A 22,184-nucleotide genomic window follows, 5' to 3' on the forward strand; every position below is an offset into this window, starting at 1 on the left:
TGTTGCCCGCTTCTGTCTGCATCGTCATTAGGTGCGGTCGAGAGAATGGAACAGCAGAAAAGCACCGGCTGCCACTCCCCCATGGAGTAGCAGCCGGCGTGTAAGTATCTGTGGGTATCTGAATTTTTAGGGTGCGCTTGCGAGGTATCCACTCTGGGTACCTCACAGCTGAGGCGTTCCCCTAGTGTGCATCACCCTAGTGCATATCACCCGAGGCGCGCGAGGAGCTCTCGTGACGGTTCGTGACCATGATATTGGATTTGAAGTAGAACTCTTCGGGAAGCTCATTCGTGACCGGGCCGTGCGGGAACTCGCTGAGCTTGGGCACAAAGTACCAGTCCATCAGCTCGCCGCTGCTCTGCTTGAGCACGCGGCGTTCCCTCATGGCGTGGTGTACCTTGCGGCGCAGGCGCGGGCTGTCTTTCAGGGTGCTGGTGAAGACCCACGGAGTCTCGTAGCCCTCGGTCATCATGCCGAAGGTGATGCGCAGGTTGCCCTTCTCATCGGCGTCCATCGTGAAGTCGCCGTCCGCGATATCGGTGAAGGCGAGCATCCAGCTGTGTCGGCGTTCGTAGCTTTCGCGGGTGGTCTGCAGCGCCGCAATGATGCGGTGGTCAACCAGCAGCTCCACCTTACGTTCGGTAATCTCACCCAGACGAGCGTAGGAGCCGAAGGCGCGGTTCGCGCCACTGCGGCGAGGCCACTTCGTCACCGCACCGTGCGGCACCTCCCCCGCAAAGGTGAAGGGGCCCGTAATAGTGCCGGGCAGTCGCAGACGCTCAAACGGAGCCGTCGGCAGGAAGGTCGTCAGCAGCTGATCGGAGCTCACCGACTTACCCCAGCGCGCCATCTCAAAGATGGTCGGTTCGGGGCCCACCGGGTAGAGGCGCGGCATCTTGCGACCGAACTCGTCAAAGCCCTCAATAAACTCACCGTTGGAACTGTACCCAGGCATGGTCGCACCGAGCGGGCGAGTCCACGACCCCGAATACGGCTTGGTCAGGTGCGGGTTCTCCACCGGCAGGATGCTGGTGCGAGCGCCCAGGTAGGCGGGCATACGCGAGAGGTTACGCCAGGCGAACTTAGCGGCAACCGCCTCGCGCCACCACATCGGGCGCTTGCCGGGGGTCTGCCCGCCCAGGCAGTGCATGAGCAGCCAGAATCCAGCCCAGCCGAGGCAACCTACGGCAACCACCCAGAGACTAATCGTTAGCACGGTATGCAGGGTTCCGGTCGCCCAGATATTCGTGGCGATTAGACCCATGAACGCCACCCACGCCACCATGACGTACGGGCCGAGCGTAATCATCGGGTCGACCACCTTCACGGCGGCAATGACGCGGCGGTTCAGCCCGCGCCACACGTAGGAGTACGCCCAGCATCCGGCGGCAAGGGCGAATGCCATCAGCAGAAGAAGGATGAGCATCGGTGTGTCTCTTTCGCTGCAGGTTTTATACCGCGGTCGGTGACGGGCGGGCATCGGGCGGATGCCCCACTGAAAGGCTTTTCAATAGCAAAACTCGTCTGCCGAAGGTACCTTCAGCAGACGAGTTTCTTGGGTGTCACTAACCTTGAGGTAAAGCTTCTCACACTATTGTGCCTTTAATTGGTATCTCTGTGGGGGATTTTAGGGGGATGCGCGAAAAAATCGCACCCAACCCCGCGTTTTCACCCATCAGACCGGCGCAGTGAGACAGGCACAGCGAGTATGCTCTGGCGCCTCAGCGACGGTTTTAGACAGAGGTTTTAGGAGGTCAGCGCGGCAGCAATCTGAGGAATCAGCGCCTCAAAAGCACGCGCACGGTGGCTAATCGAGTTCTTAATCTCGGCGGGAATCTCAGCGCACGACTTGCCAGCGTACTGGCCCTCGTACAGGGCGTTCTCACCGTTCAGCTCCACGGGGCGCAGAATCGGGTCGTAACCGAAGCCGCCCTCCCCCGCCGGTGCGGTCAGCAGCTCGCCGGGCAGCTCGCCGTACTCGACCGCCTCAAAACCGTTCGGGGAGGCAACCGACGCCGCGCAGCAGAACTTCGCGCCGCGGTGCTCGGCAGGAATATCGCTCAGCTGAGCCAGCAGCAGGTTCAGGTTCGCGGTGTCATCACCGTGGCTACCCGCCCAGCGCGCCGAGAAAATACCGGGAGCACCGTTGAGCACATCTACCGACAGGCCGGAATCGTCAGCAATAGCGACCAGGCCGGTTGCCTCGGCAACAGCGCGAGCCTTCAGCAGGGAGTTCTCAGCGAAGGTCACGCCGGTCTCGGGAACATCGGGTGCGTTCACGCTGGAGGCGTCAACCACCTGGGTATCAACGTCCAGGCCGTCAATGCGTCCGCGCAGAATCTCGCGCAGTTCCTTGAGCTTGCCCTTATTGTGGCTCGCCAAAACAATCTTTGCGTCTGCCATAGTTTCTCCTTGTCGACGGAACTAGTTACTGAGACGGGTTAGTGTGCCAGTGCTTCACGCTGAATCTGAGCCAGCTCTGCGGTGCCTTCCAGAGCCAGGTCGAGCAGGCTGTTGAGCTCGTCGCGGTCGAAAGGCGCACCCTCTGCGGTGCCCTGAACCTCAACGAACTTGCCGCTGCCGGTGACGACCACGTTCATGTCGGTCTCTGCGCGTACGTCCTCGGTGTAGGGCAAATCCAGCATGGGGGTGCCGTCAATAATGCCCACCGAAATTGCGGACACCGAATCGATTAGCGGGTTCGCCTTAGCGGGCAGAATCTTCTGCTCCTTCGCCCAGGTAATAGCGTCAGCCAACGCCACGTACGCGCCGGTAATGGAAGCGGTGCGGGTGCCGCCGTCAGCCTGCAGAACGTCGCAGTCGAGCACGATGGTGTTCTCGCCCAGCTCGTCCATGTTGATGACGGCGCGCAGGGAGCGACCAATCAGGCGGGAAATCTCGTGGGTGCGGCCACCCACGCGGCCCTTGAGCGACTCGCGAGAAGAACGGGTGTTGGTGGCGCGCGGCAACATCGCGTACTCAGCGGTCACCCAGCCCTTACCCTCGCCCTTGAGCCAGCGCGGCACGCCCTCGGTGAAGGATGCGGTGCACAGCACGCGGGTGTTGCCGAACTCGATAAGGGCAGAACCCTCAGCGTTGCGGGACCAGCCGCGGGTAATGGTGATGGGGCGCAGTTCGTTGAGGGCGCGCCCGTCTTCGCGGGGTGCAGTCATGGGTTCTCCTTGGGTCTGTCTGCGGGGTCTGTGTCTGTCTGTTGAATCTGTGTTAGCTGGCGCAAAAGGCGTGTACCGGGGTTGTTGTACCTAGTCCAGCTCGGGCTTCGGCAAGGCAATCGCGGTGTTCAGCGGCGGGTCGAGCACCTCCACCACATTCAGGGTGGACGTGACCGGGTGAGCCTCCGTCGGGCGCGGGTAGATGCGGTAGCTTGCCGCCATTTCGGCAATGCCGACCGGGCCGGAGAAGGCACTACGCGCCTCCTCACGGGCAATGTCCGGGTCGTTCCACACGGGCAGGTGGGTCAGCAGCAGGTTACGCACGCCCGCCTCCGTGGCTGCCTCGCCGGCACGCTTGCCGGTCAGGTGAATACCGCGCAGGGCGTCATCGCGGCCCTCCTGGTATGCAGCCTCGCAGAGGAACAGGTCAGCGCCGCGAGCAGCCTTAACCAGGCCCTCGCACAGGTCGGTATCGCCCGAGTATGCGAACACGGTGTGGCCCTCACGGTCATTGCAGGTGATGCGCAGCGCGTACGGATCCTTCGAGGGGTGAACCACTCGGAACGGCTCCACGCGGAAGGGACCAATCTGCACGGGCTCACCCTCGGTCCAGGTGTGGTACTCGAACTCGGTGCTCATGCCCGGCTCCGGGTCCAGGCCGTGAGTCGCCGAAAGGTACTCGTTAATCGCGGCGGGACCGTACAGCGGAATGCGGCCCTTGGGCCAGCCGCGCGGATCCCACTTGACCGCCACGTGCAGACCGGACAGGTCGATGCAGTGGTCCGGGTGCAGGTGCGAAATCAGAATCGCGTCGATATCGCTCAGGTCGATATGGCGCTGGAGCATGCCGAGTGAGCCGTTGCCCATGTCCATAATGATGCGCCAGGTGCGACCCGCAAAGTCCGTGGCGGTGAGCATATAGCAACTAGCCGGTGAGACGGGGCCGGGAAAGGAGCCCGTGCAACCGATAACGGTTAGACGCATGAGGTGTCGTCCTTAGGGGTGGTGCCGGAAAATTCGGTGCCCGCGGAGGTGTGTGCTACCTCTGCAAGATCTGCCGATTCGTCGAGGGTGATGTTTTCGTCGATGTTGATGTTGCGGTGTGCCGCAAGCATTTCGGGGGTGAGCGCCGCCAGCGAGCCGGTCGGGTAGCGTTCCGCCACGGAGCTGGTGTGGCGCACGTTGGTGACCTCGGGGCCGAGGAAGCGGCGCGCCAGCTGTGAGAACGTCTCAGATTCGCCGGTGGCGAGGAATTCGTGGCGCGGGTTTTCCTCGGGGACCGGGCTTTCAATGGCATGGTTGAGCAGTTCGCGGTACACGTCCTTCGCGGTCTCATCCGCGGAGGAAACCAGGGTGACATCCTCACCCATAATGTAGGAAATTACGCCGGCCAGCAGCGGGTAGTGGGTACAGCCGAGCACGAGGGTGTCCACGCCGGCGTCCTTGAGCGGCTGCAGGTACTCGCGGGCGGTCTCCAGCAGCTCGGGACCGGAGGTAATGCCCTTCTCCACGAACTCCACGAAGCGCGGGCACGCCACCGAGTGCACCTCAAGGTTCGGGGTAATCGCGAAAGTGTCCTCGTAGGCGCGGGAGGTGACGGTCGCCTCCGTTGCAATCACGCCGATCTTGCGGTTGCGGGTTGCGGCGAGCGCACGGCGGGCGGCGGGCTGAATCACCTCAATGACGGGGATGCCGTACTGGCGGGTGTAGCGTTCGCGGGCGTCGCGGAGCACCGCCGCGGAGGCGGTGTTGCAGGCGATGACGAGCATTTTCACGCCAGAGTCGACGAGTTCGTCCATAATGCGTAGCGCGTTGGCGCGTACTTCTGCGATTTTGAGGGGGCCGTAGGGGCCGTGGGCGGTGTCGCCGACGTAGATGATGCGTTCGTGAGGCAGCTGGTCCATGATGGCGCGTGCCACGGTGAGTCCGCCGACTCCGGAGTCGAAGACGCCGATGGGTGCCGCGGCGGTGGGGCCTACGGGCGCGGGGCTACCCCAGGGGGTGCGGGCACGGTAGGGATTGGTTGCGTCGATACTGTCACTCATGTGTCACCTACACTTTGTTATCGGTCGGGTACCACGTTCTATGCTAACTCGCTAAGGTTACCCATTTATTCCATAGAGCGGCTAGATGAGTCGAGAACCACCATTATGTGGTTGTATATGACAATAGTTTGAGGGGTAATTCGAAAAATTCGTTCTATTCTTGCTCGTTTGCCCCGCCAAATGCTCCGCCGGGTGTTTCTTCTTCGTCGTCCAGTCCGTCGAGCATGGCGAGCATGAGCGAGTCCTGAACCCAGGAGACGAAGTTGTACACCACAGCCATGTACTCTTCCTGGGTCTCAATCTCGGAAGGGTCGGTGAACGCCGCAATATCTTCTGCGGTGTCTTCGTCCACGATGTAGAGGCGGTCGGCGAGCACCAGGCGAATATCGCCGAGCGCGGCAGCCCAGGCGCGGGCGTGCTCCTCGTTCAGGCGCAGGTCGCTGGATTCAATGTCGAAGGCGAGCATGGCGAGGTTTGCGCGTTTGGTTTCTCGCAGGTCGCGTTCGGTGTAGCGGCGGTATTCGGTGGCGGCCTCGTCGTCGCTGCTTGCGGCGGGTAGCAGGCGTGCTACGGCACTGTCGGCGGGGACGGTGGGGTTTTCGGTGATGCCGACCAGCGCCTCCAGCGGGTCGACGGTGCCGCCGTCAGCGGTGGTGTCTGCCGGGCGCAGCAGCGCGCGCACGTCTTCGGCGAGTTCGCGAATCAGGTCGCGTTCGGCGGGTTCGAAGGAGGCGGTGTAGCCTCCGGGGGTGCGGCGGAAGGGTCGCGCCATTAGTTTTCTACTTTCTCGAAGGTTGCCAGCAGACCCCAGGCGTGCATTGCCTGGGTGTGTTTTTCGGCGTCTTCGCGCGAGCCGGTGAAGACGATTGCTTTGCCGTTGTTGTGCACCTGCAGCATGAGCTCTTCGGCGCGGGCGCGGGAGTAGCCAAAGTGACTGCGGAAGACGTAGGACACGTAGGTCATGAGGTTGACGGGGTCGTTCCAGACGATGACTTTCCAGGGGGTTTCTGTGGCGAGGATGTTCTCCAGTGCGGTGTCGAGGTCGGTGTCCTCGAGGGTTCCGGTGGAGAGGGTCACGGCGGTAGTGTTCATTGGTTTCCTTTGCGGCCGGTTCCCTTTGATTATACGGGCGGGTATGTGTTGCCCCTGTGTTGTCCCCAGAGTTGCCGCTGTGTTCATCCTGTGCCGCTGCGGTGGTTATCCTGCGTTGTTCCCGCTCAGAGTGCTGGTAATTTGTCATACTACAGTACTTAGAGTCAAGAATACTTTATGTAGTGATTGACACGCCGACTTAAGAGGAAAAATACCCTAATCCCCCACTACAATAAACATATGGCTACTACCTCTCTTCTCACCGACCACTACGAACTGACCATGCTCCAGGCGGCACTCGCCTCCGGCGCAGCCAACCGCAAGTGCACCTTCGAAGTCTTCACCCGCCGCCTGCCCGCAGGCCGCCGCTACGGCATCCTCGCAGGCACCGGCCGATTCCTCGAAGGCCTCGCAGACTTCCGCTTCAACGACGAAGAACTCTCCTTCCTCTCCTCCCGCAACATCGTCAACAAAGAAACCCTCTCCTACCTCGAATCCTTCACCTTCAGCGGCAACATCCGCGGCTATGCAGAAGGCGAAGCGTTCTTCCCCCACTCCCCCGTCATGCAGGTCGAAGGCACCTTCGCCGAAGCGTGCGTCCTCGAAACCTACCTGCTGTCCATCCTGAACTTTGACTCCGCCGTGGCGAGCGCCGCCTCCCGCATGAGCGCAGCCGCAGGCAACCGACCCTGCCTCGAAATGGGTTCGCGCCGCGCCCACGAACGCGCCGCCGTCTCCGCTGCACGCGCCGCCGTTATCGCCGGCTTCGCGGGCACCTCCAACCTGGAGGCTGGCCTGCGCTACGGTCTGCACACCATCGGCACCAGCGCCCACGCCTTCACCCTGCTGCACGACAGCGAACGTGAAGCGTTCGAGGCTCAGTTGCGTTCCCTCGGTGCTCGCACCACCCTGCTCGTCGACACCTATGATGTGGACGAGGCAGTCCGCCTCGGCGTGGAACTCGCGGGCGAAGAGCTCGGCGGCGTACGCCTGGACTCCGGCGACCTGGTCGCCACCGCGGCTCACGTGCGTGAACTGCTCGACTCGCTCGGTAACACTAACACCAAGATCACCGTCACCAGCGACCTGGACGAGTACGCTATCGCATCCCTGGCGGCAGCCCCCGTGGACTCCTACGGCGTGGGCACCAAGCTGGTCACCGGTTCCGGTGCGCCGACTTCCTCCATGGTGTACAAGGTTGTTGAGCGTGAGAACGCCGCTGGCGAAATGCAGCCGGTCGCTAAGGCGTCGGCTGGCAAGGCGTCCATTGGTGGCGCCAAGCGTGCGGCCCGCCGTCTCAACGGCATGGGCATTGCGACCGCCGAGGTTCTGGGCACCCACGAGGACCCGAGCCTGCTCGAAGACACCCGCCCGCTCATGGTGGACTTCGTCCGCAACGGCGAACTGCTCCCCGGCTTCACCGGCGAGGAAGGCGTGCGCCGCGCAACCGCCCGCCACGCCGCATCCCTGGCTGAGCTTCCCGAAGTTGCCCGCCGCCTCTCGGAGGGTGAGCCGATTATTCCGACCGAGTTCATCTAAACCACCCTTCTGAGATACTGTTTTCACTCGGCGAATTTCACTCGGCGAATCAGAGTGAAAACTCATTCCTACTTGTAAAGGACAGACATGTCTAAGGCACTAATTATTGTTGACGTGCAGAACGATTTCTGCGCCGGCGGCGCCCTCGCCACCGAGCGCGGTGCGGACGTTGCCGCGCTGATTAGCGAATACGTGGAGAACAACCACCACCGCTACGACGCGATTGTTGCCACCCAGGACTGGCACATCGAGCCGGGCTCGCACTTCTCTGACACCCCCGACTATGTTGACTCCTGGCCGGTGCACTGCGTCGCCAAGAGCGAAGGCGCGCAGATTCACGAGAACCTGGACACCGACTACATTGAGGCGTACTTCCGTAAGGGCCGCTTCGAGGCAGCGTACTCGGGTTTTGAGGGTCTTCTGGCACCCGAGGATGAGGTCGCAACCGGCGAGCACGAGCTCGGTGTGGATGCGTCCGAGGACGGCCCGCAGACTCCTCTGTCGGAGTGGCTGGATGAGCGCGGCATCGAGTTCGTCGATGTTGTTGGTATCGCCACCGATTATTGCGTGGCGGCAACCGCTCGCGATGCGGTTGATGCAGGCTACGAGACTCGCGTACTGCTTGACCTGACCGCGCCCGTGCACGAGGACAAGCTCGACGAAACCACTGAGGCACTGGAAGCCGACGGCGTTGAGGTGGTTGAGGTTCTCTGACCTTGACCTTGAATATACAGAGGCGGGGAGCCCGGGATGTACTATCGGATGTACTATCCCGGGCTCCTCGCCTCTTGCTGTACCGATAACTTAGCGCGCCGATAACTTACTGCGCCGATGATTTAGCGTGCCTACGACTCATCGTGTAATACCCCCGAATAGCCGAGGCCACTTAGTCAGCCGAGCCGCTTACTTGAAGCGAACCTCCGCCATGACCTCGCTCACCCAGGCATTTCTGGGCGCGAAAAAGCCCGCGAGCGCATACACTCGCGGGCTTCTACCACTCACGTTCAGAAGGCGCTAAGACTAACCCTTTGTCTCGCAGAGGTACACCTTGGCTTCGCCATCATGGACGTTAATGCCGGTCCTCATCGCGTTCATAGAGTTAGAGATTTCACCCTCAATAACGCGCGGCGACAGGTACGAACCACCCGCACCACCGGCACCGGAGAACTGCAGGTAGCTCACGCTCTGGCGAATACCATCAGGGTTGTTATTCCACTTCTGGATAGTCGTAATAGCAGACAGCGCCAGTGCAGCACCCGAACCGCCACCACCGTAGCCGCCGCCACCGCCTCCGGACATTGCGAACTGGTAGCCGTTGAACTCTGCGGCAATCTCCTCAGCAGAGAATTCGATGCGCTCGCCGCCGGGCAGGGTCAGCACTTCAAGGTTCTTCGGGTCGTTATTGTCGAGCTGGTAGCTATAAGCGACAGCACCGTTACCACCCTTAGCCTTAAAGCCGGAGCCGCCCGCGTTACCTGCGGTCGAAGAGCTGTACAGCACCTGGTTATTCTGGCTGTCGTAGCTAAAGATATGGTTGGGGCTACCAGTCGGCACCTCGGGCTTAGCACCACCCGCTCCACCGGCGCCATTGTTTCCACCCTTACCGCCGTCAACAGATACCTTAGTGTTCAGGCTGTGGGTGTAGAACTGGGTGCCCGTGGTGGCATCTCCACCGCGAGTGCTCAAACCGCTACCCGCAAAGCTGCGAATGGGCGGATTAGTCGGGTGGTAAAAATTCGTCACGCTCGCATCAAGAACAGCGGGGAAATGCTTAGCATGAGGCGCTGAGGTATAGGAGTACGTGACGCCACCGCCACCACCACCGCCTGCAACAGCGATGACTTCGCCGTCAATCAGTAGTGCCGAGGCGCCGCCTCCGGGGTGTCCATAAACCTCAACGGTACCCTTGGGACCCCTTTTAAGTTCCCTCCAGTTGAGGGCGCCCGGGTAGCGTTTGGTCACTTCAGCCACCACTTCGGCAGGCATGGTGAATCGGGGTGCGTCGCCGCCGTCGCCGTAGCCACGACCGCCTCGTCCGGGCCCGTCAGTCGTAAGCCTGCCCCGGCGGTGGTAGTTTCCTCCAGAACCGCCGCCCGCAATGATACGAACCGTCTGTCCCGGCTTCACTTCAACGATTCCGGTGGTTCGGGCGCCCGAGCCGCTTTCGTGGCCGGTGTCGCTGACTCCGCCACCACCAAAAATATCGAAGCGAAGCTTACTCACGTTAGCGGGGACAGTGAATTCCTCTTCTACACGATAGTCACTATATCCCCTCAAGAACTTGTGGGGGCTGTCAGCAAAGACGCAGTCCAGGGATGCAGCGAACGCGGGAACAGCAGCCGAGGTGGCAATGACGGGGGCGGCCCACGCGGCACCCGCAACGACCCTGCGGCGAGAAATATGAGTAGACATCAGTGTCCTTCGGTGTGGTTAGTTCAGGTGCTCGCTCCCCTACCGCGCGCGGGGCGGCAGACTGTGCCGGGCTGATACTTCCCCGGAGGCGGGGATCATCAGGTGCTACGCTACCGCCTCGGATGCGAAGCGGAAAATGTGGTGCTTCAGGTGTGCGTGGTTGGGAAACGGTGACCTGGTGTTTCTCTATATGTGCACCGCTCATGCACTCAGCACTGCCCTTTTATTCATACTGGCCGGTGTCTAAGAACGGGGAGGTATCCGTGCCGAAGATTGCGTTCGGTACCGGATATCGCATCCTCTTCTACCCTACAGGTATAAGGCTCTAGTTGAGGGTCATCTATGCTTATGCGACCAAATATTACGGCACGCGAAAAGCCCCGCGAGCGCATACACACTCGCGGGGCTTCAAGCCAAGAACTACTACCGGTAGTAGCTAGTTCAACATGCGCCTAAGCAATATCAAATTACTTTCCGGTCTGGCAGAGGAATACCTTCACGATACCATTATGAGAGTACGTTGCGCCGCTGAATGCTTCGCTGGAAGTGACGTTATTGGAGTTAGAAATCTCCCCCTCCATCACCTGCGGTGCCAGGTAGGAACCACCTGCACCACCAGAGCCTGCCAACTGCACATAGCTGATGCTCTGGCGAATACCCTTCGGATTGTTATTCCACTTCTGTGCAATCGTGATAGATGACTGCGAGAGCGCCGCACCAGAGCCGCCACCACCGTAGCCGCCACCGCCGCCACCGGATACCATAATCTGCGCACCATTGAAGAAGGGCGCTACATCGTAGTAGCCGATTTCTTCTCGGGTTCCATCGGGGAATTCAAGAACTTCTACGTCGTCCTGACGCCACCATGCCTTATTATTGTCCAATTGGTAGCTCATGGACATTACGCCATCGCCGCCCTTACCGTTCAGACCATTAGTGCCGGGATTACCAGCGGTCAAGGAACTATAGATAATCTGATTATTCTGGCTGTCAAAGCTAAAGATGCTCTTGGGAGTACCGGTCAGAACAGTCGGCTTAGCGCCGCCGGCACCACCAATGCCTCCGCCACCACCTTTACCACCTTCAACAGTCAGCTCAAGGTTGAGATCCTGAGCATAGTATCCGTGGCCCGCACTGGCGTCACCACCACGAGCCCCACCAGCAACACCAGCTGCGCTGTATACGGGCGCGTGGGTCGGGTGCTCGGGCCCAGTCATACGAACATCCACAATGCCGGGGAAATGGCGCCTATAGGGCTTTGCAGTGTATGGTTTGCCAACATTAGCCGCTCCACCACCGCCACCAGCAACAGCAATGACCTCACCGTCAATCAACAGTGCTGAGGACCCGCCACCAGAGCATCCATAGATTTCTTCCATCGGCATCGGTTGAGGAAGTGGACCATTGTCCCAATAGCTTCCCCAAATCCAGCGCTCATAAACATTATCTAGAACCTCTTTGGGAATTTTAACCTCGGGGATTGACCCTCCGTCACCAAACCCGTATCCGCCCTTTGCAGGACCGAGTCGGTATCCCTCACCTACAGGATAAGGTTGAGGTTCAATACGGCCTTCACCGCCTGCAATAATTTTGACGGTCTGGTGGGGTTTCACTTCAACGATTCCGCTAACTTTGGCGCCGGACCCTCCAGGAAGATTGGTGTCGTAGGTTCCACCTGCACCGCCGGTCAGCTCAAAACGTAGCTTATGAGTGCCCTCAGGGATTGTGAATTCTTTTTCAGCGCGTTCAAAATTGTTCATACCCCGAGCGGAGACATAGGCGTTCTCTGCAAAAGTACAGTCCACAGAAGAGGCGAAGGTCGGAACGACCGAAGAAGCCGCAATCACGGGGGGCGCCCAGGCGGCACCCTTCACGACCTTACGGCGAGAAATATGAGACATCACTGTCCTTCAATGGTTGGTGCAACCGTCCCAGTGCACGCTATCCGGGTGCGCACAAGCCTGGGGTTGGTTGCATGGTGTTTCTTAGAGTTTTGATGCCCCAGCATAGACCTATATGCTGCGCATCAATGGAAAATTCCCTAAGCCCGGCGGCCATGCCGTGTTTGCTAAAGAACTTACCCACACTAGGCTACACGTTCTATCTCCGCGCTGTCATGATTATCGCGCCTCAGACCCAATATTTTTGCATTTTATGCATACAGAAGCCCCGCGAGCGCATACACACTCGCGGGGCTTTTCTCTACGTTCTATCTACGTTCTAGCGTCGGCCAACGAACCAATCCGACAGCTTATCGATACGCGCCTGAATCTGCTCAGCCGAAGCCTGCGCGACCGCCGGGCCGCCACAAATCTTACGCAGCTCATTATGAATCACACCGTGCGGCTGACCCGAACGAATCGACCACGCCGCCACATTCTTCGCCAGCTTATTGCGCAAATCCTTCAACTGGCGGTGATCCACCACCGAAGGTGCCGCAGTCGCCGGGCGGCGTGCCGCATGCTCACGCTGATGCGCTCGCAACAGCGTACCGACCTGTTCGGCATCCAGCAGACCAGGAATACCCAGGAAGTCCTGCTCCTCTTCACTGCCCACGGCAAGGTTGCCGGAGGCGAACTCGGCACCATCGAACAGCACACCGTGGAAGGACGCCTCGGAGCCGAGCGCCTCGAACTTGCCGCGTGCCAGCTGCTCGGAGGCGCGCTCCTCGCGGTTTGCTTCTTCGAGCAGGTGATCGTCCAGGCCCTCAACCATGGGGTCGATTTCCTGGGGTGCGCCGCGGTCGAGGGCGTGGTCGCGTTCTACTTCCATGTCGTTGGCGAGCATCATCAGCTGCGGCACAGACGGCAGGAACACGGAGGCGGTTTCGCCGCGCTTGCGGGCACGCACAAAACGGCCAATCGCCTGCGCGAAGAACAGCGGGGTGCTGGTGCTGGTGGCGTACACGCCCACGGCGAGGCGGGGCACGTCCACGCCTTCGGACACCATGCGCACGGCGACCATCCAGCGCTGCGTGCCTTCACGGAATTCGTCAATTTTTGCGGAGGCTTCACGGTCGTCAGAGAGAATCACGGCGGGGTATTCGCCGGTAATTTTTTGAAGCTGCTCGGCGTAGGCTTTGGCGTCCGCGTGGTCGGTGGCGATGACGAGCGCACCGGCGTCGGGCACGGTGCGGCGCACCTCGGTCAGGCGCTTATCGGCCGCCGCGAGCACGGTCGGAATCCATTCGCCGTTGGGGTCGAGGGCGGTTCGCCACGCCTGGGAGGTGATGTCCTTGGTGAAACCCTCGCCGAGGTTTGCCGCCATTTCCTCACCGGCGGAGGTGCGCCAACGCATCTGACCCGAGTACGCCATGAAGATGACCGGGCGCACCACGTGGTCCTTCAGCGCGGGGCCGTAACCGTAGGAGTAGTCTGCCTTGGAACGGCGGATACCGTCGTTATCGACCTCGTAGGTGACGAACGGAATCGGGGAGGTGTCCGAACGGAACGGGGTACCCGTCAGCGCCACACGGCGGGTCGCGTCATCGAACGCTTCACGCAGGCCGTCGCCCCAGGACAGCGAATCGCCGGCGTGGTGAATCTCGTCAAAAATCACGAGGGTTTTCGTCGCCTCGGTGTTGCGGGCGTGCAGCTGCGGCTTATTCGCAACCTGCGCGTAAGTCAGCGCCACGCCCTTATAGTGGCGGCTAATGGTCACATCCGCGTTCTTGAAGTTCGGGTCAATCGGAATACCGACCTTCGCGGCGGCGTCTGCCCACTGCTTCTTCAGGTGGTCGGTCGGCGCCACAACAATGAGCTGGCGAACCGTGCCGCGGTTGAAGAGTTCCTTAGCGAGGGTCAGCGCAAAGGTGGTTTTACCCGCGCCGGGGGTTGCGACTGCCATGAAGTCGCGGGGGTTGGTTTCGAAGTACTTCTGCATGGCTTCTGCCTGCCAGGCGCGCAGGCTGACGGAAGTACCCCAGGGGGCGCGGTCGGGGTATGCCGGGGAGAGCTTCGGCTTCACCATACTGTCGAATAGTGTGGGTTCCTCTGCGGGTGCGCTCATTCTCTCCTTCTTCCTCGTCTGCCTCTGCTGTTGCGGCGGGTTAGGCTCGGGACGGCTGATGCCCGCCGGGCACAGCGAGGTTAAATTCTAGCACCACATCCGCGGGTTGGGCCGGGCTGTGGTGCAAGAATTTGGTGCTAGTCAGCAAAGTCTCATGGGCGGTGTTGTGCCGTTGAGTCTGGCTGCTGCGTGTTATTCAGATGTAGTTATTTCAGTCGTATTGTCTGAGGTGTCTTGCTTGGCGCGTATTATTCGCCGGAGCCGTTGTCGCCGTCGTTACCGGGTGCGAGGCCTTCGTAGATTTCCTTGCACTGGGGGCAGACCGGGAACTTCTGCGGGTCACGGCCGGGTACCCACATTTTGCCGCAGAGGGCGCGTACGGGTTCACCGGTCAGCGCCGATTCGAGGATCTTTTCCTTGCGTACGTAGTGGGAGAAGCGCTCGTGGTCGCCGGGCTCAGAAAGCTGGGTTTCTTCGCGTTCGAGCAGGGCGGTGCCGCCTGCGGTTCCGGGGCCAAAGGGGTCTTCGATGCCTTCGATCGAGCTCATGTTTCTCCTTGATGATGAGGTGGGATACATAGGGTGAGGGGTGCCGCTGCACGGTTGGGTGATCGGCGCCTTCTCTATTTTAGTAGCTGTTGCGTGGTGCTGGGCCCAGGGGCGGTCAATATGGAGGCAGACCACAGCTAAGGCGCAGACTCGTAGTGTTGCGGCGAGCTTCTTTCCGCTAGAAGTTCGGGGCTAGAATTTCGGGCGGTATAGAAGCATAGAAAAGGGGTTCCGTGCCAGGCTTAGTACCTAACACGGACCCCTTCTCGTTTATTCCTGATGTGCTGGAGCTTCGACTCTCGTTAGTTCGTTTGGAAGCGTGCCACGCGTTCCAGCATCTTGGAGCTGACCTTGTCGTAGCGGTGACCGCCCCACGCCACGCCGCCCACGAGCAGTGCGGCACCAATCAGGAGCTGAATCAAGCCACCGAAGACGAGGGTTAGTAGATCTTGGGTCACGAAAATGTACACAACAACCGAGATACCGCCGGGTAGCGCGCTGAGCATCACCAGAATTACGGTGAGCATCAGCAGCAACTGATTAGCGAAGCCCTCATTGTTCTTCGGGTTCTTGAACGGGTTAGCACCCGGAGGCGCCACGGGCGGGCTAATGAAGGTGTCCATCACACTGCCCATGCCAGCCGCTGCGGCGAGCACGCCCAGCTGGTGCATCAGCACAATGGGGAAAAGCTCCAGGTGTCCATTTGCCGCTGAGGCGACGAACACCATCACCACTACGATCGGAACCATCAGGATGCTGTAACCCCAAAGACGGCCGAGACGATCGTCAATACCGCGTAGCGGGGAGAGCACGTGTAGGCTGAATGCGGTGTTGTCGTATGAGACGAGGTAGCACATGTAGTAGCCGGTGAAGACGGTGCAGAAGTACATCCAGAATCCGAAGAGTTGCATGACGCCGCTATTGATAATCTGGTTAGCTTCAGCCGCGTTGATGCCATTAAAATCAACCTGGGTTTTAACGGACCCTACAGAGCTCAGGAACAGCGGCATACCCACCGTCAGTATCAGGTAAAGCATGGCGGTGCTTACGGTCAGCAACTGCAGACGGTTGTCTTTCAGAAATGAGTGCAGGGTTCGTGCCGCCACGGCGCCGCGCGGGGTTGAGGGGAACCGTGCAAACAGGCCCAAATCACCTGCGGCGACTTCGGTTGCGCTGGCGTGGTGGGCGCTACCGCCCACATTCGCCATGGAGCGTGCCAGGTTCTTACCCCACAGCAACCAACCGCCGACCAGGTAGACGAGGGTCAGAGCCAGGCAGCCAAGGGCAACACCCATATTGCCGGTCGCCATGAAGTAGGGCACCGCAAATGCCGATCCGAAGGGCGTCACGCTGAGCCACGGCAGGTAGGGCAGCACCTCTTCCCAGTGCTTGGTCAGGTAGGTTATCGTTCCACCGAAGATAAAGCCGGCGCTCATCATCAGTAGCATGGCAACGATCATCAGGGTGTTGGCGATGCGCGGGTTATCGTTCAGCGCCATGCCCAGGCGGTTGGCGAGGCGCGCCCACACCATGAGGTTCGCAAGGCCGAGCACGCAGCAGATGAGGTACACGACCAGCGCGAGCGGTTGCGATATAAACGCGATAGCGCCCAGCAGCACGGCAATGATGCTCGCGATGCCGGGGATACCCACGAACCCGCCGAGGAACTGGCCCTTCTGCAGGGTGGAGGGTTTGATGGGGAAGAGCACGAATCGGCTCTCGTCCAGGGTGCCGTCCAGTCCGCTAAAGAAAATGGGGACGATAGCCCAGGCGAGCGCAATAACAGCGCCTACCAGGAGGGCGCCGAGCTGACCGTATTCGGGTACCTCCGAGTTAGCGATAACGTATGCGGAGCCGAGGCCGAAGAGCATACCGCCCGCATAAAGCGCCGCAAAAATCAGGCCGATGAGCGCCCAGATGCTTCGGCGGAAGGAAGCGAGCACATACTGCCACTTTAGTGAGACGAGGTGCCCAACCATGACAATCCTTCCGAGGAGGTGCGGCCACCGACCAGCTGCACGAATCGTTCTTCAAGGCTCACGCCGGCGCGTACTTCGTCGACGGTTCCGGCGGCGAGAATACGGCCGGAGTCCATGACGGCTACGTGGTCGCACAGACGCTGAACAAGGTCCATAACGTGCGAGGAGATAATGACAGTTCCGCCGGAGGCAACGAAGCCACGCAGAATGTCCTGAATGTTGGCTGCGGAGACCGGGTCGACCGCCTCGAAGGGCTCGTCCAGGATCAGCACGGAGGGCGCGTGAACGAGGGCGGCGGCGAGCGCAATCTTCTTGGTCATACCGGCGGAGTAGTCGGCAACGGCACGGCCTGCAGCGTCGGTCAGGTCCATTGCGGCGAGCAGGTCCTTGACGCGGGAGGCAACGGTTTCCTTATCGATTCCGTGCAGGTAGCCGGAGTAGGTGATGAGCTGCTCACCGGTGAGCTTGTCGAAGAGGTGCACGCCGTCGGGTAGCACGCCCAGGTGTGCTTTGGCTTTGAGCGGGTCGGCCCACATGTCGATGCCGCGCACGTATGCGGTGCCTTCGTTGGGCTTGAGCATGCCGGTGACCATGGAGATGGTGGTGGTTTTACCGGCGCCGTTGCGGCCGACCAGTCCGTAGAACGATCCGGAGGGGATGTCGAGGTTGATGCGGTCGACGGCGACCTTCTGACCGAATGCCTTGGTGAGGCCGCGGATTTCGATGGCGGGGCGAGCGCCAGCTGCCGGCACGGTCTGCAGGGTGACGGGTAGCTGCGGTGCTACCGATGCGGGAACTACAGCTTCCGGAGCAGCAGGCTCTAGGTTTGCAGATTCGGGGGCTACAGCCTGGGGCGCTGCCGCGGCGGGTGTTGCCTCTAGTGCGGTCTCTTGTACCGGGTTCTGCGGTGAACCTGGTTCTTGCGGATTCGGGTTCTGGGAAATGTGACTAGTGTTCATATTCTCACCCTATCACCCCCCCATGAGGTCTAGCAGGTTTGGTGATGAAACCTGCATTATTAAGTACTCACAATGCATAATATGGACATTTCGGGGTGCTATAGATGCCATCCAACCGCGCTATCAGACAGGTTGAGTCACCTGCTCTCGCTCTCTCCCCCGCCTCAAAACCACTTCAAACCCGCGAACGCAGAACGGGCTACCGCCTACCCCGCAGCCCGAGTGCGGGGGTAGACGATAGCCCGTCCGTAATTCAAAGTTCCAGGGTCAAAGTGTCAGCCGATTAGACCGGTTCATGACGATTCCCGGATGACAGCTGTTTTTAGAACAGCGCCATGGTCAGTGCCGCACGCGCCTTGACGGTGCGCGGGTCAGATGCACCCACCACGTCGAAGAGCTGCACGAGGCGCTCGCGCACACGCCCCTTATCGTCGGGGCCTACCGCACTGAACAGGCGCAGCAGATGGTTGTATGCATCCTCCACGTGACCGCCCACCAGGTCCAGGTCGGCTACGTTGAACGCGGCGTCAATATTCATGGGGTCTGCCGCAGCCGCCGCGCGTTCGGTTGCCATGTCCAGGTCCTTCACGCGAGCGAGCAGTTCGACCTGTTCCAGGCCGAGCTTCGCTTCCTTATCGCCGGGGTTCTCGGTGATCGCCTTGCGGTATGCGGCGCGGGCGCCCTCCAGGTCGCCGCGGTCAAGGGCGGCGACGGCTTCTGCGTGCAGGGGCGGCAGGGGCTTTTCGTCTTCGGGAACGACCGGGTCGAAGCCGCCGGGCAGCTGGTACTGTGCCGCGAGCTGCAGAACCTGGGAGAGCACATCGCCGAGGTCTTCTGCGCTGACCGGGCCGGTGTAAATCGGTGCCGGGCGGCCCGCCAGAACGGCAACGCCCGCGGGCACGCCGCTCACGCCGAATGCCTGGGCTGCTTCAGGGAGCTTAGTAACGTCCACGGCGGCACAAATCATGCTACCTGCGGCGGAGTCGACGAGCTTCTGCACGCCTTCGAGCATCTGCAGGGAGGACGGCGAGTGCGGCGCGTAGAGCGCAAAAATCACGGCACCCTGGCTGGAGAGCTGCACGAACTTCTGGAACTCTTCGGGGGTGTTGACCTCGTAGCGCCAGGTGGGAGCGGAGGGGGTCTGCTCGCCACCCTGTGCACCAGCAGACTGTGCCGCTGCGTTCTGTGCCCCGGCGTTGGGGTTCAGTTCCATGGCGTTGCGTACGGAGGCGGGAATCTCCTGCGCTGCCCCGTTCTGTGCTGCACCACCCTGCGCGACGTTACCCTGTGCCGCGTTCTGGGATGCGCCGCGGTCTGCCGGATCAAAAATAATGCTCATCCTGGGCTCCTTTACGTTCTGTATCTATTGTTGCGTGCGGGCTAGATCCTTCACGCGTTCCTTTCTCTATTATCCCCGCATTACGCCGTTGCGAGTGCGCGTTCCCTGCCGCCTACGCTCTGAGCTCATGCCGGGACTAGCGCTTAGACTAATCCTTGAACAGCGCGTAGATATCTCTCCCACTTGCGCTCCCCTATCTCTAACGTTCACCCTTGACGCCGTAACAAAGTAAACCAGCCGGTAGAATGGCACAGTAGAGAAAAATACCCGGAATGATCCGGAAAGGAAGAGCATGAGCGAGAAGAAAGCCTCAGCAGCTCACGAAGAGACGACATCGTCCCACGAGACGCGCAAGAAGGAATCCCTCACCGACCAGCTGACGGAGACCTTCAGCGAGATAACCGAAAGCATTAGCCAGGTGCGTTCCAACCGCCGCCGCGCTTCCATGCCTCCTACGGATACCATCCCGGTGGTCCCTGCCGCTTCTGAGGATGTGCCTCCCGCCCCGAAGGTGGTCGGTAACGGCAAGACCTCCATGATGCATAACCCGGTTGCTTTTGGTTTCCTCATGACCGTGGGTGTGGGTTTGGCGCTCCTTGCCTACTACATTTTCAATAATGTGGGTGCCCTGGTGGGTTGGGTGACCGGCGCTATTTTCATTGCTCTGGGTCTGGACCCGATTGTGCGCCGCCTGGAGTCTTGGGGCATTAAGCGCGGTATCGGTGTGATTGCTGTGCTTGCTGGTTTTGCTGGCGCTGTGACCGGCCTGGTCATGACGATTGGCCCGGTCATTAGCGAGCAGGCGTCTAAGTTTGTTCAGTATGCGCCGGGTATTTATCAGAACACGATTGATTCTGATTGGTATCACGAGCTTGATCAGCGTTTTAGCATCAGCACCTGGGTGAATGAGAACGTCCCGAAGTTCTTGGAGTCGACGTTCTCCTCTTCGCAGGTCAATAGCTTCATGTCTAGCCTGGTTACGGCTGGCTCCACCCTGGCGCAGAGCGTGACCGGCGTGATTATTGTGCTGTTCCTGTCCCTGTACTTCCTCACGTCGATGGACACGATTAAGGCGTGGGGGGTGCGTCTGGCGCCGGCATCTAAGCGTGTGCGCGTCAAGTACATTACCGACAAGATTACTGAGTCGGTGGGTAACTACGTTATGGGTCAGGCGATGGTAGCCATTCTGAACGCCCTCTTCGCATTCTTCATAATGTTGTTCTTGGGCTTTAGCTTCCCGCAGTTGATGGCTTTGGTCGTCATGATTCTGGCGTTCATTCCGCTGGTTGGTGGTGTGATTGCGCTGGTTTTGACTTCGCTGATTCTGCTGACTCAGGACTGGAGTCTGGCGCTGTGGTTTGCGGTGGCGTACTTCCTGTACTTGCAGGTGGAGGCGTACCTGATTTCTCCGCGTATTATGGCTCGCGCTGTCTCGGTTCCTGCCGGTGTTGCGATTATTTCGGTGGCTGCCGGTGGCGCGCTCTGGGGCGTGCTGGGTGCGCTGATTGCTATTCCGGTGGCGGCTTCCATGCTGATTCTGGTGCGTGAGGTGTTCATTCCTCGCCAAGATCAGCTGTAGTCACCTCTAGGTTCCCTACGCGTTCGTTGCTCTTCCACCGAGCAGGCATTGCATATAAGACAAAAGGCGGCGGCTTTGGATGTTCTATCCAAAGCCGCCGCCTTTATATTTTTATGCCGAACCTTAAAGCTCAGTGATTTCTTCTGCCACCGGGCCGCTGTACTCGGTGGGCAGTTCGGTGGGTACACCGGTCACGATGCTAACCACGGTGTTCAGAACCTGCTGCACGGACTTCTCACCCACCCACAGGTGCTTGCATCCCTCAAAGGGAATCACCTGAGTACGCGGTACAGCCGCAAAACGCTCACGCGCCGCCGGAGGCTGCAGGTAGTCGTCGTGCTCGGGCACCAGCGCGTACAGCGGGTTCGAGATCTTGTTCCACTCGTCCAGCTCAGCCGGGTGCACGCGGTGCAGCGGCGGGGAGAGCAGAATAGCGCCGGTGAACTCGTTCGCGTATTCGGGCGCATACTTGAGCACCAGTTCGGTGCCGAAGGACCAGCCGATGAGCCAGGGGTTCGGCAGGGCGCGCTCGCGTACGAACTTCAGGATGGCGTCGAAGTCCTTCTTCTCGGCAAAGCCACCGTCAAAAACTCCTTCGCTGGTGCCTCGAATCGAGGAGGTACCGCGAGTGTTGAAACGCAGCACCGCAATGTTCGACAGCGCCGGCAGGCGGAAGGACGCCTTCTTGTACACGTGCGAGTCCATGTAGCCGCCGTGGGTGGGCAGCGGGTGGAAGGTCACCAGGGTTGCCTTGATGTCGCCTTCGGGCAGGGCGAGTTCACCGACGAGGCGCTTGCCGTCCGCGGTGGTGACGGTGAAGTTCTCGCGGCGTGCCGGCAGGACGGTACGTGCCTTAATGGGGGTGGGTTCAGCGGCGGTGCTGAAAACGTAGCGAGCGGGATCGAATTCCTGCTCGCGGGTGATATCGGCGGTGTTGCTCATTGCGTTCCTTCAAGAATTGGATTCGAGAATGTGGTCTTGGTCGAAATATAGTCTTAGGCTGCACCTTATGTGCGATGTTCAGCCTATTTGCGACGGATTCGCCAGCAGTGCTGATGCCAGTGCCTGCGCTCATCAATGGCGCGGCTACGTCCCATCGTGTGGCTTTCTTGCCACACCACCAGATGCGCTGTTCTGGGCGGAATCGGGCGGTAGCATTCGGGGCAAGTGTAGGTTTTTTGGGCGTTGACGGCGGGAATGTATTGCACCAGCCAGTCACCGTATCGGTCACGTTCCAACCTGGGTGCAGGGTCGAGGATCCTGCTGATATCACGCCCTGCAGGTGCTTGACGGTGCCACTTATCGCTGGTGGTGCCGGATACTCGCCTGCCGGGATGATTCTTACGTGCCATGAGCCCTATTCTACCGCGCCGCTGGGCTATCTCTACCTACCGGCCCTGCCGCTGTTCGCTCTGCGCTCTTCCCCGTTCTGACCTGGCGCTCCCCCACCCTGTACCGCCCCCTACTGTGCCCTGTACCGCACTCCGTGCCGTGCACAGGTTCCCTAGCTC

Annotated in this window: 19 protein-coding genes; 3 read left to right on the forward strand and 16 right to left on the reverse strand. The window is 60.4% G+C overall.

Translation table 11 applies throughout. The features are described from left to right. Positions 1 to 196 precede the first annotated feature (196 nt). The 7 genes from RM6536_RS00570 to clpS form a co-directional block, all read right to left on the reverse strand. Entirely contained in the window at positions 197 to 1,426 is a 1,230-nt protein-coding gene (locus RM6536_RS00570) for a peptidase E (RefSeq protein ID WP_060823620.1), read from the reverse strand. A 320-nt stretch (positions 1,427 to 1,746) separates the two neighbouring features. Next, positions 1,747 to 2,403: a non-canonical purine NTP pyrophosphatase gene (locus RM6536_RS00575; protein ID WP_060823621.1), complete on the reverse strand. Its 657-nt coding sequence runs from the start codon at positions 2,401 to 2,403 to the stop codon at positions 1,747 to 1,749. A gap of 38 nt (positions 2,404 to 2,441) precedes the next feature. Continuing rightward, positions 2,442 to 3,173 (reverse strand): ribonuclease PH, encoded by a 732-nt coding sequence (rph, locus tag RM6536_RS00580; RefSeq protein ID WP_060823622.1) that lies wholly within the window; start codon positions 3,171 to 3,173, stop codon positions 2,442 to 2,444. Positions 3,174 to 3,263: 90 nt separating this feature from the next. Then, positions 3,264 to 4,157: an MBL fold metallo-hydrolase gene (locus RM6536_RS00585; protein WP_060823623.1), complete on the reverse strand. Its 894-nt coding sequence runs from the start codon at positions 4,155 to 4,157 to the stop codon at positions 3,264 to 3,266. Next, positions 4,148 to 5,218 (reverse strand): glutamate racemase, encoded by a 1,071-nt coding sequence (murI, locus tag RM6536_RS00590; protein ID WP_060823624.1) that lies wholly within the window; start codon positions 5,216 to 5,218, stop codon positions 4,148 to 4,150. The genes RM6536_RS00585 and murI overlap by 10 nt, the downstream gene beginning before the upstream one ends. Positions 5,219 to 5,372: 154 nt before the next feature. Next, complete coding sequence (locus RM6536_RS00595; protein WP_060823625.1) at positions 5,373 to 5,990, reverse strand: DUF2017 domain-containing protein; 618 nt, start codon at positions 5,988 to 5,990, stop codon at positions 5,373 to 5,375. Then, on the reverse strand, positions 5,990 to 6,310 hold the full coding sequence (clpS, locus tag RM6536_RS00600) for an ATP-dependent Clp protease adapter ClpS (protein ID WP_060823626.1): 321 nt from the start codon (positions 6,308 to 6,310) through the stop codon (positions 5,990 to 5,992). The genes RM6536_RS00595 and clpS overlap by 1 nt, the downstream gene beginning before the upstream one ends. Positions 6,311 to 6,550: 240 nt before the next feature. On the opposite strand from clpS, the gene RM6536_RS00605 reads away from it, so the two are divergent. After that, positions 6,551 to 7,849, forward strand: coding sequence for a nicotinate phosphoribosyltransferase (locus RM6536_RS00605; protein WP_060823627.1), 1,299 nt, complete (start codon positions 6,551 to 6,553; stop codon positions 7,847 to 7,849). 87 nt (positions 7,850 to 7,936) lie between these two features. Continuing rightward, complete coding sequence (locus RM6536_RS00610) at positions 7,937 to 8,563, forward strand: isochorismatase family protein (protein WP_060823628.1); 627 nt, start codon at positions 7,937 to 7,939, stop codon at positions 8,561 to 8,563. Between the two features lie 306 nt (positions 8,564 to 8,869). On the opposite strand, the gene RM6536_RS00615 is transcribed toward RM6536_RS00610, so the two are convergent. The 7 genes from RM6536_RS00615 to RM6536_RS00645 all read right to left on the reverse strand — a co-directional run bounded on the left by RM6536_RS00615 (position 8,870) and on the right by RM6536_RS00645 (position 19,094). Further along, complete coding sequence (locus RM6536_RS00615) at positions 8,870 to 10,261, reverse strand: hypothetical protein (RefSeq protein ID WP_060823629.1); 1,392 nt, start codon at positions 10,259 to 10,261, stop codon at positions 8,870 to 8,872. A 467-nt stretch (positions 10,262 to 10,728) separates the two neighbouring features. Then, positions 10,729 to 12,162: a glycine-rich protein gene (locus RM6536_RS00620; protein ID WP_145974225.1), complete on the reverse strand. Its 1,434-nt coding sequence runs from the start codon at positions 12,160 to 12,162 to the stop codon at positions 10,729 to 10,731. Between the two features lie 319 nt (positions 12,163 to 12,481). After that, positions 12,482 to 14,269, reverse strand: a complete 1,788-nt coding sequence (locus tag RM6536_RS00625) for a DEAD/DEAH box helicase (protein WP_060823631.1) — start codon at positions 14,267 to 14,269, stop codon at positions 12,482 to 12,484. Between the two features lie 248 nt (positions 14,270 to 14,517). Next, on the reverse strand, positions 14,518 to 14,817 hold the full coding sequence (locus tag RM6536_RS00630; RefSeq protein WP_005506434.1) for a DUF3039 domain-containing protein: 300 nt from the start codon (positions 14,815 to 14,817) through the stop codon (positions 14,518 to 14,520). Positions 14,818 to 15,119: 302 nt separating this feature from the next. Continuing rightward, the gene (locus RM6536_RS00635; RefSeq protein ID WP_060823632.1) at positions 15,120 to 16,796 is read right to left on the reverse strand and encodes a hypothetical protein; all 1,677 of its coding nucleotides are present in this window, start codon (positions 16,794 to 16,796) and stop codon (positions 15,120 to 15,122) included. Continuing rightward, entirely contained in the window at positions 16,772 to 17,755 is a 984-nt protein-coding gene (locus RM6536_RS00640) for an ABC transporter ATP-binding protein (RefSeq protein WP_060823633.1), read from the reverse strand. The genes RM6536_RS00635 and RM6536_RS00640 overlap by 25 nt, the downstream gene beginning before the upstream one ends. Positions 17,756 to 18,077: 322 nt before the next feature. After that, positions 18,078 to 19,094: a tetratricopeptide repeat protein gene (locus RM6536_RS00645; protein WP_060823634.1), complete on the reverse strand. Its 1,017-nt coding sequence runs from the start codon at positions 19,092 to 19,094 to the stop codon at positions 18,078 to 18,080. Between the two features lie 292 nt (positions 19,095 to 19,386). On the opposite strand from RM6536_RS00645, the gene RM6536_RS00650 reads away from it, so the two are divergent. Further along, positions 19,387 to 20,673 carry an AI-2E family transporter gene (locus RM6536_RS00650; RefSeq protein WP_060823635.1) on the forward strand — a complete coding sequence of 429 codons (1,287 nt, stop codon included), beginning with the start codon at positions 19,387 to 19,389 and terminating at the stop codon, positions 20,671 to 20,673. 123 nt (positions 20,674 to 20,796) lie between these two features. On the opposite strand, the gene RM6536_RS00655 is transcribed toward RM6536_RS00650, so the two are convergent. Both RM6536_RS00655 and RM6536_RS08915 read right to left on the reverse strand, forming a co-directional pair. Then, positions 20,797 to 21,615: an alpha/beta hydrolase gene (locus RM6536_RS00655; protein WP_060823636.1), complete on the reverse strand. Its 819-nt coding sequence runs from the start codon at positions 21,613 to 21,615 to the stop codon at positions 20,797 to 20,799. Positions 21,616 to 21,698: 83 nt separating this feature from the next. Then, a complete protein-coding gene (locus RM6536_RS08915) occupies positions 21,699 to 22,025 on the reverse strand; it encodes an ATP/GTP-binding protein (protein WP_081094630.1) in 327 nt (108 codons plus the stop codon). Between the last annotated feature and the right edge of the window lie 159 nt (positions 22,026 to 22,184).

Source organism: Rothia mucilaginosa (assembly GCF_001548235.1).
GTDB lineage: Bacteria > Actinomycetota > Actinomycetes > Actinomycetales > Micrococcaceae > Rothia > Rothia mucilaginosa_B.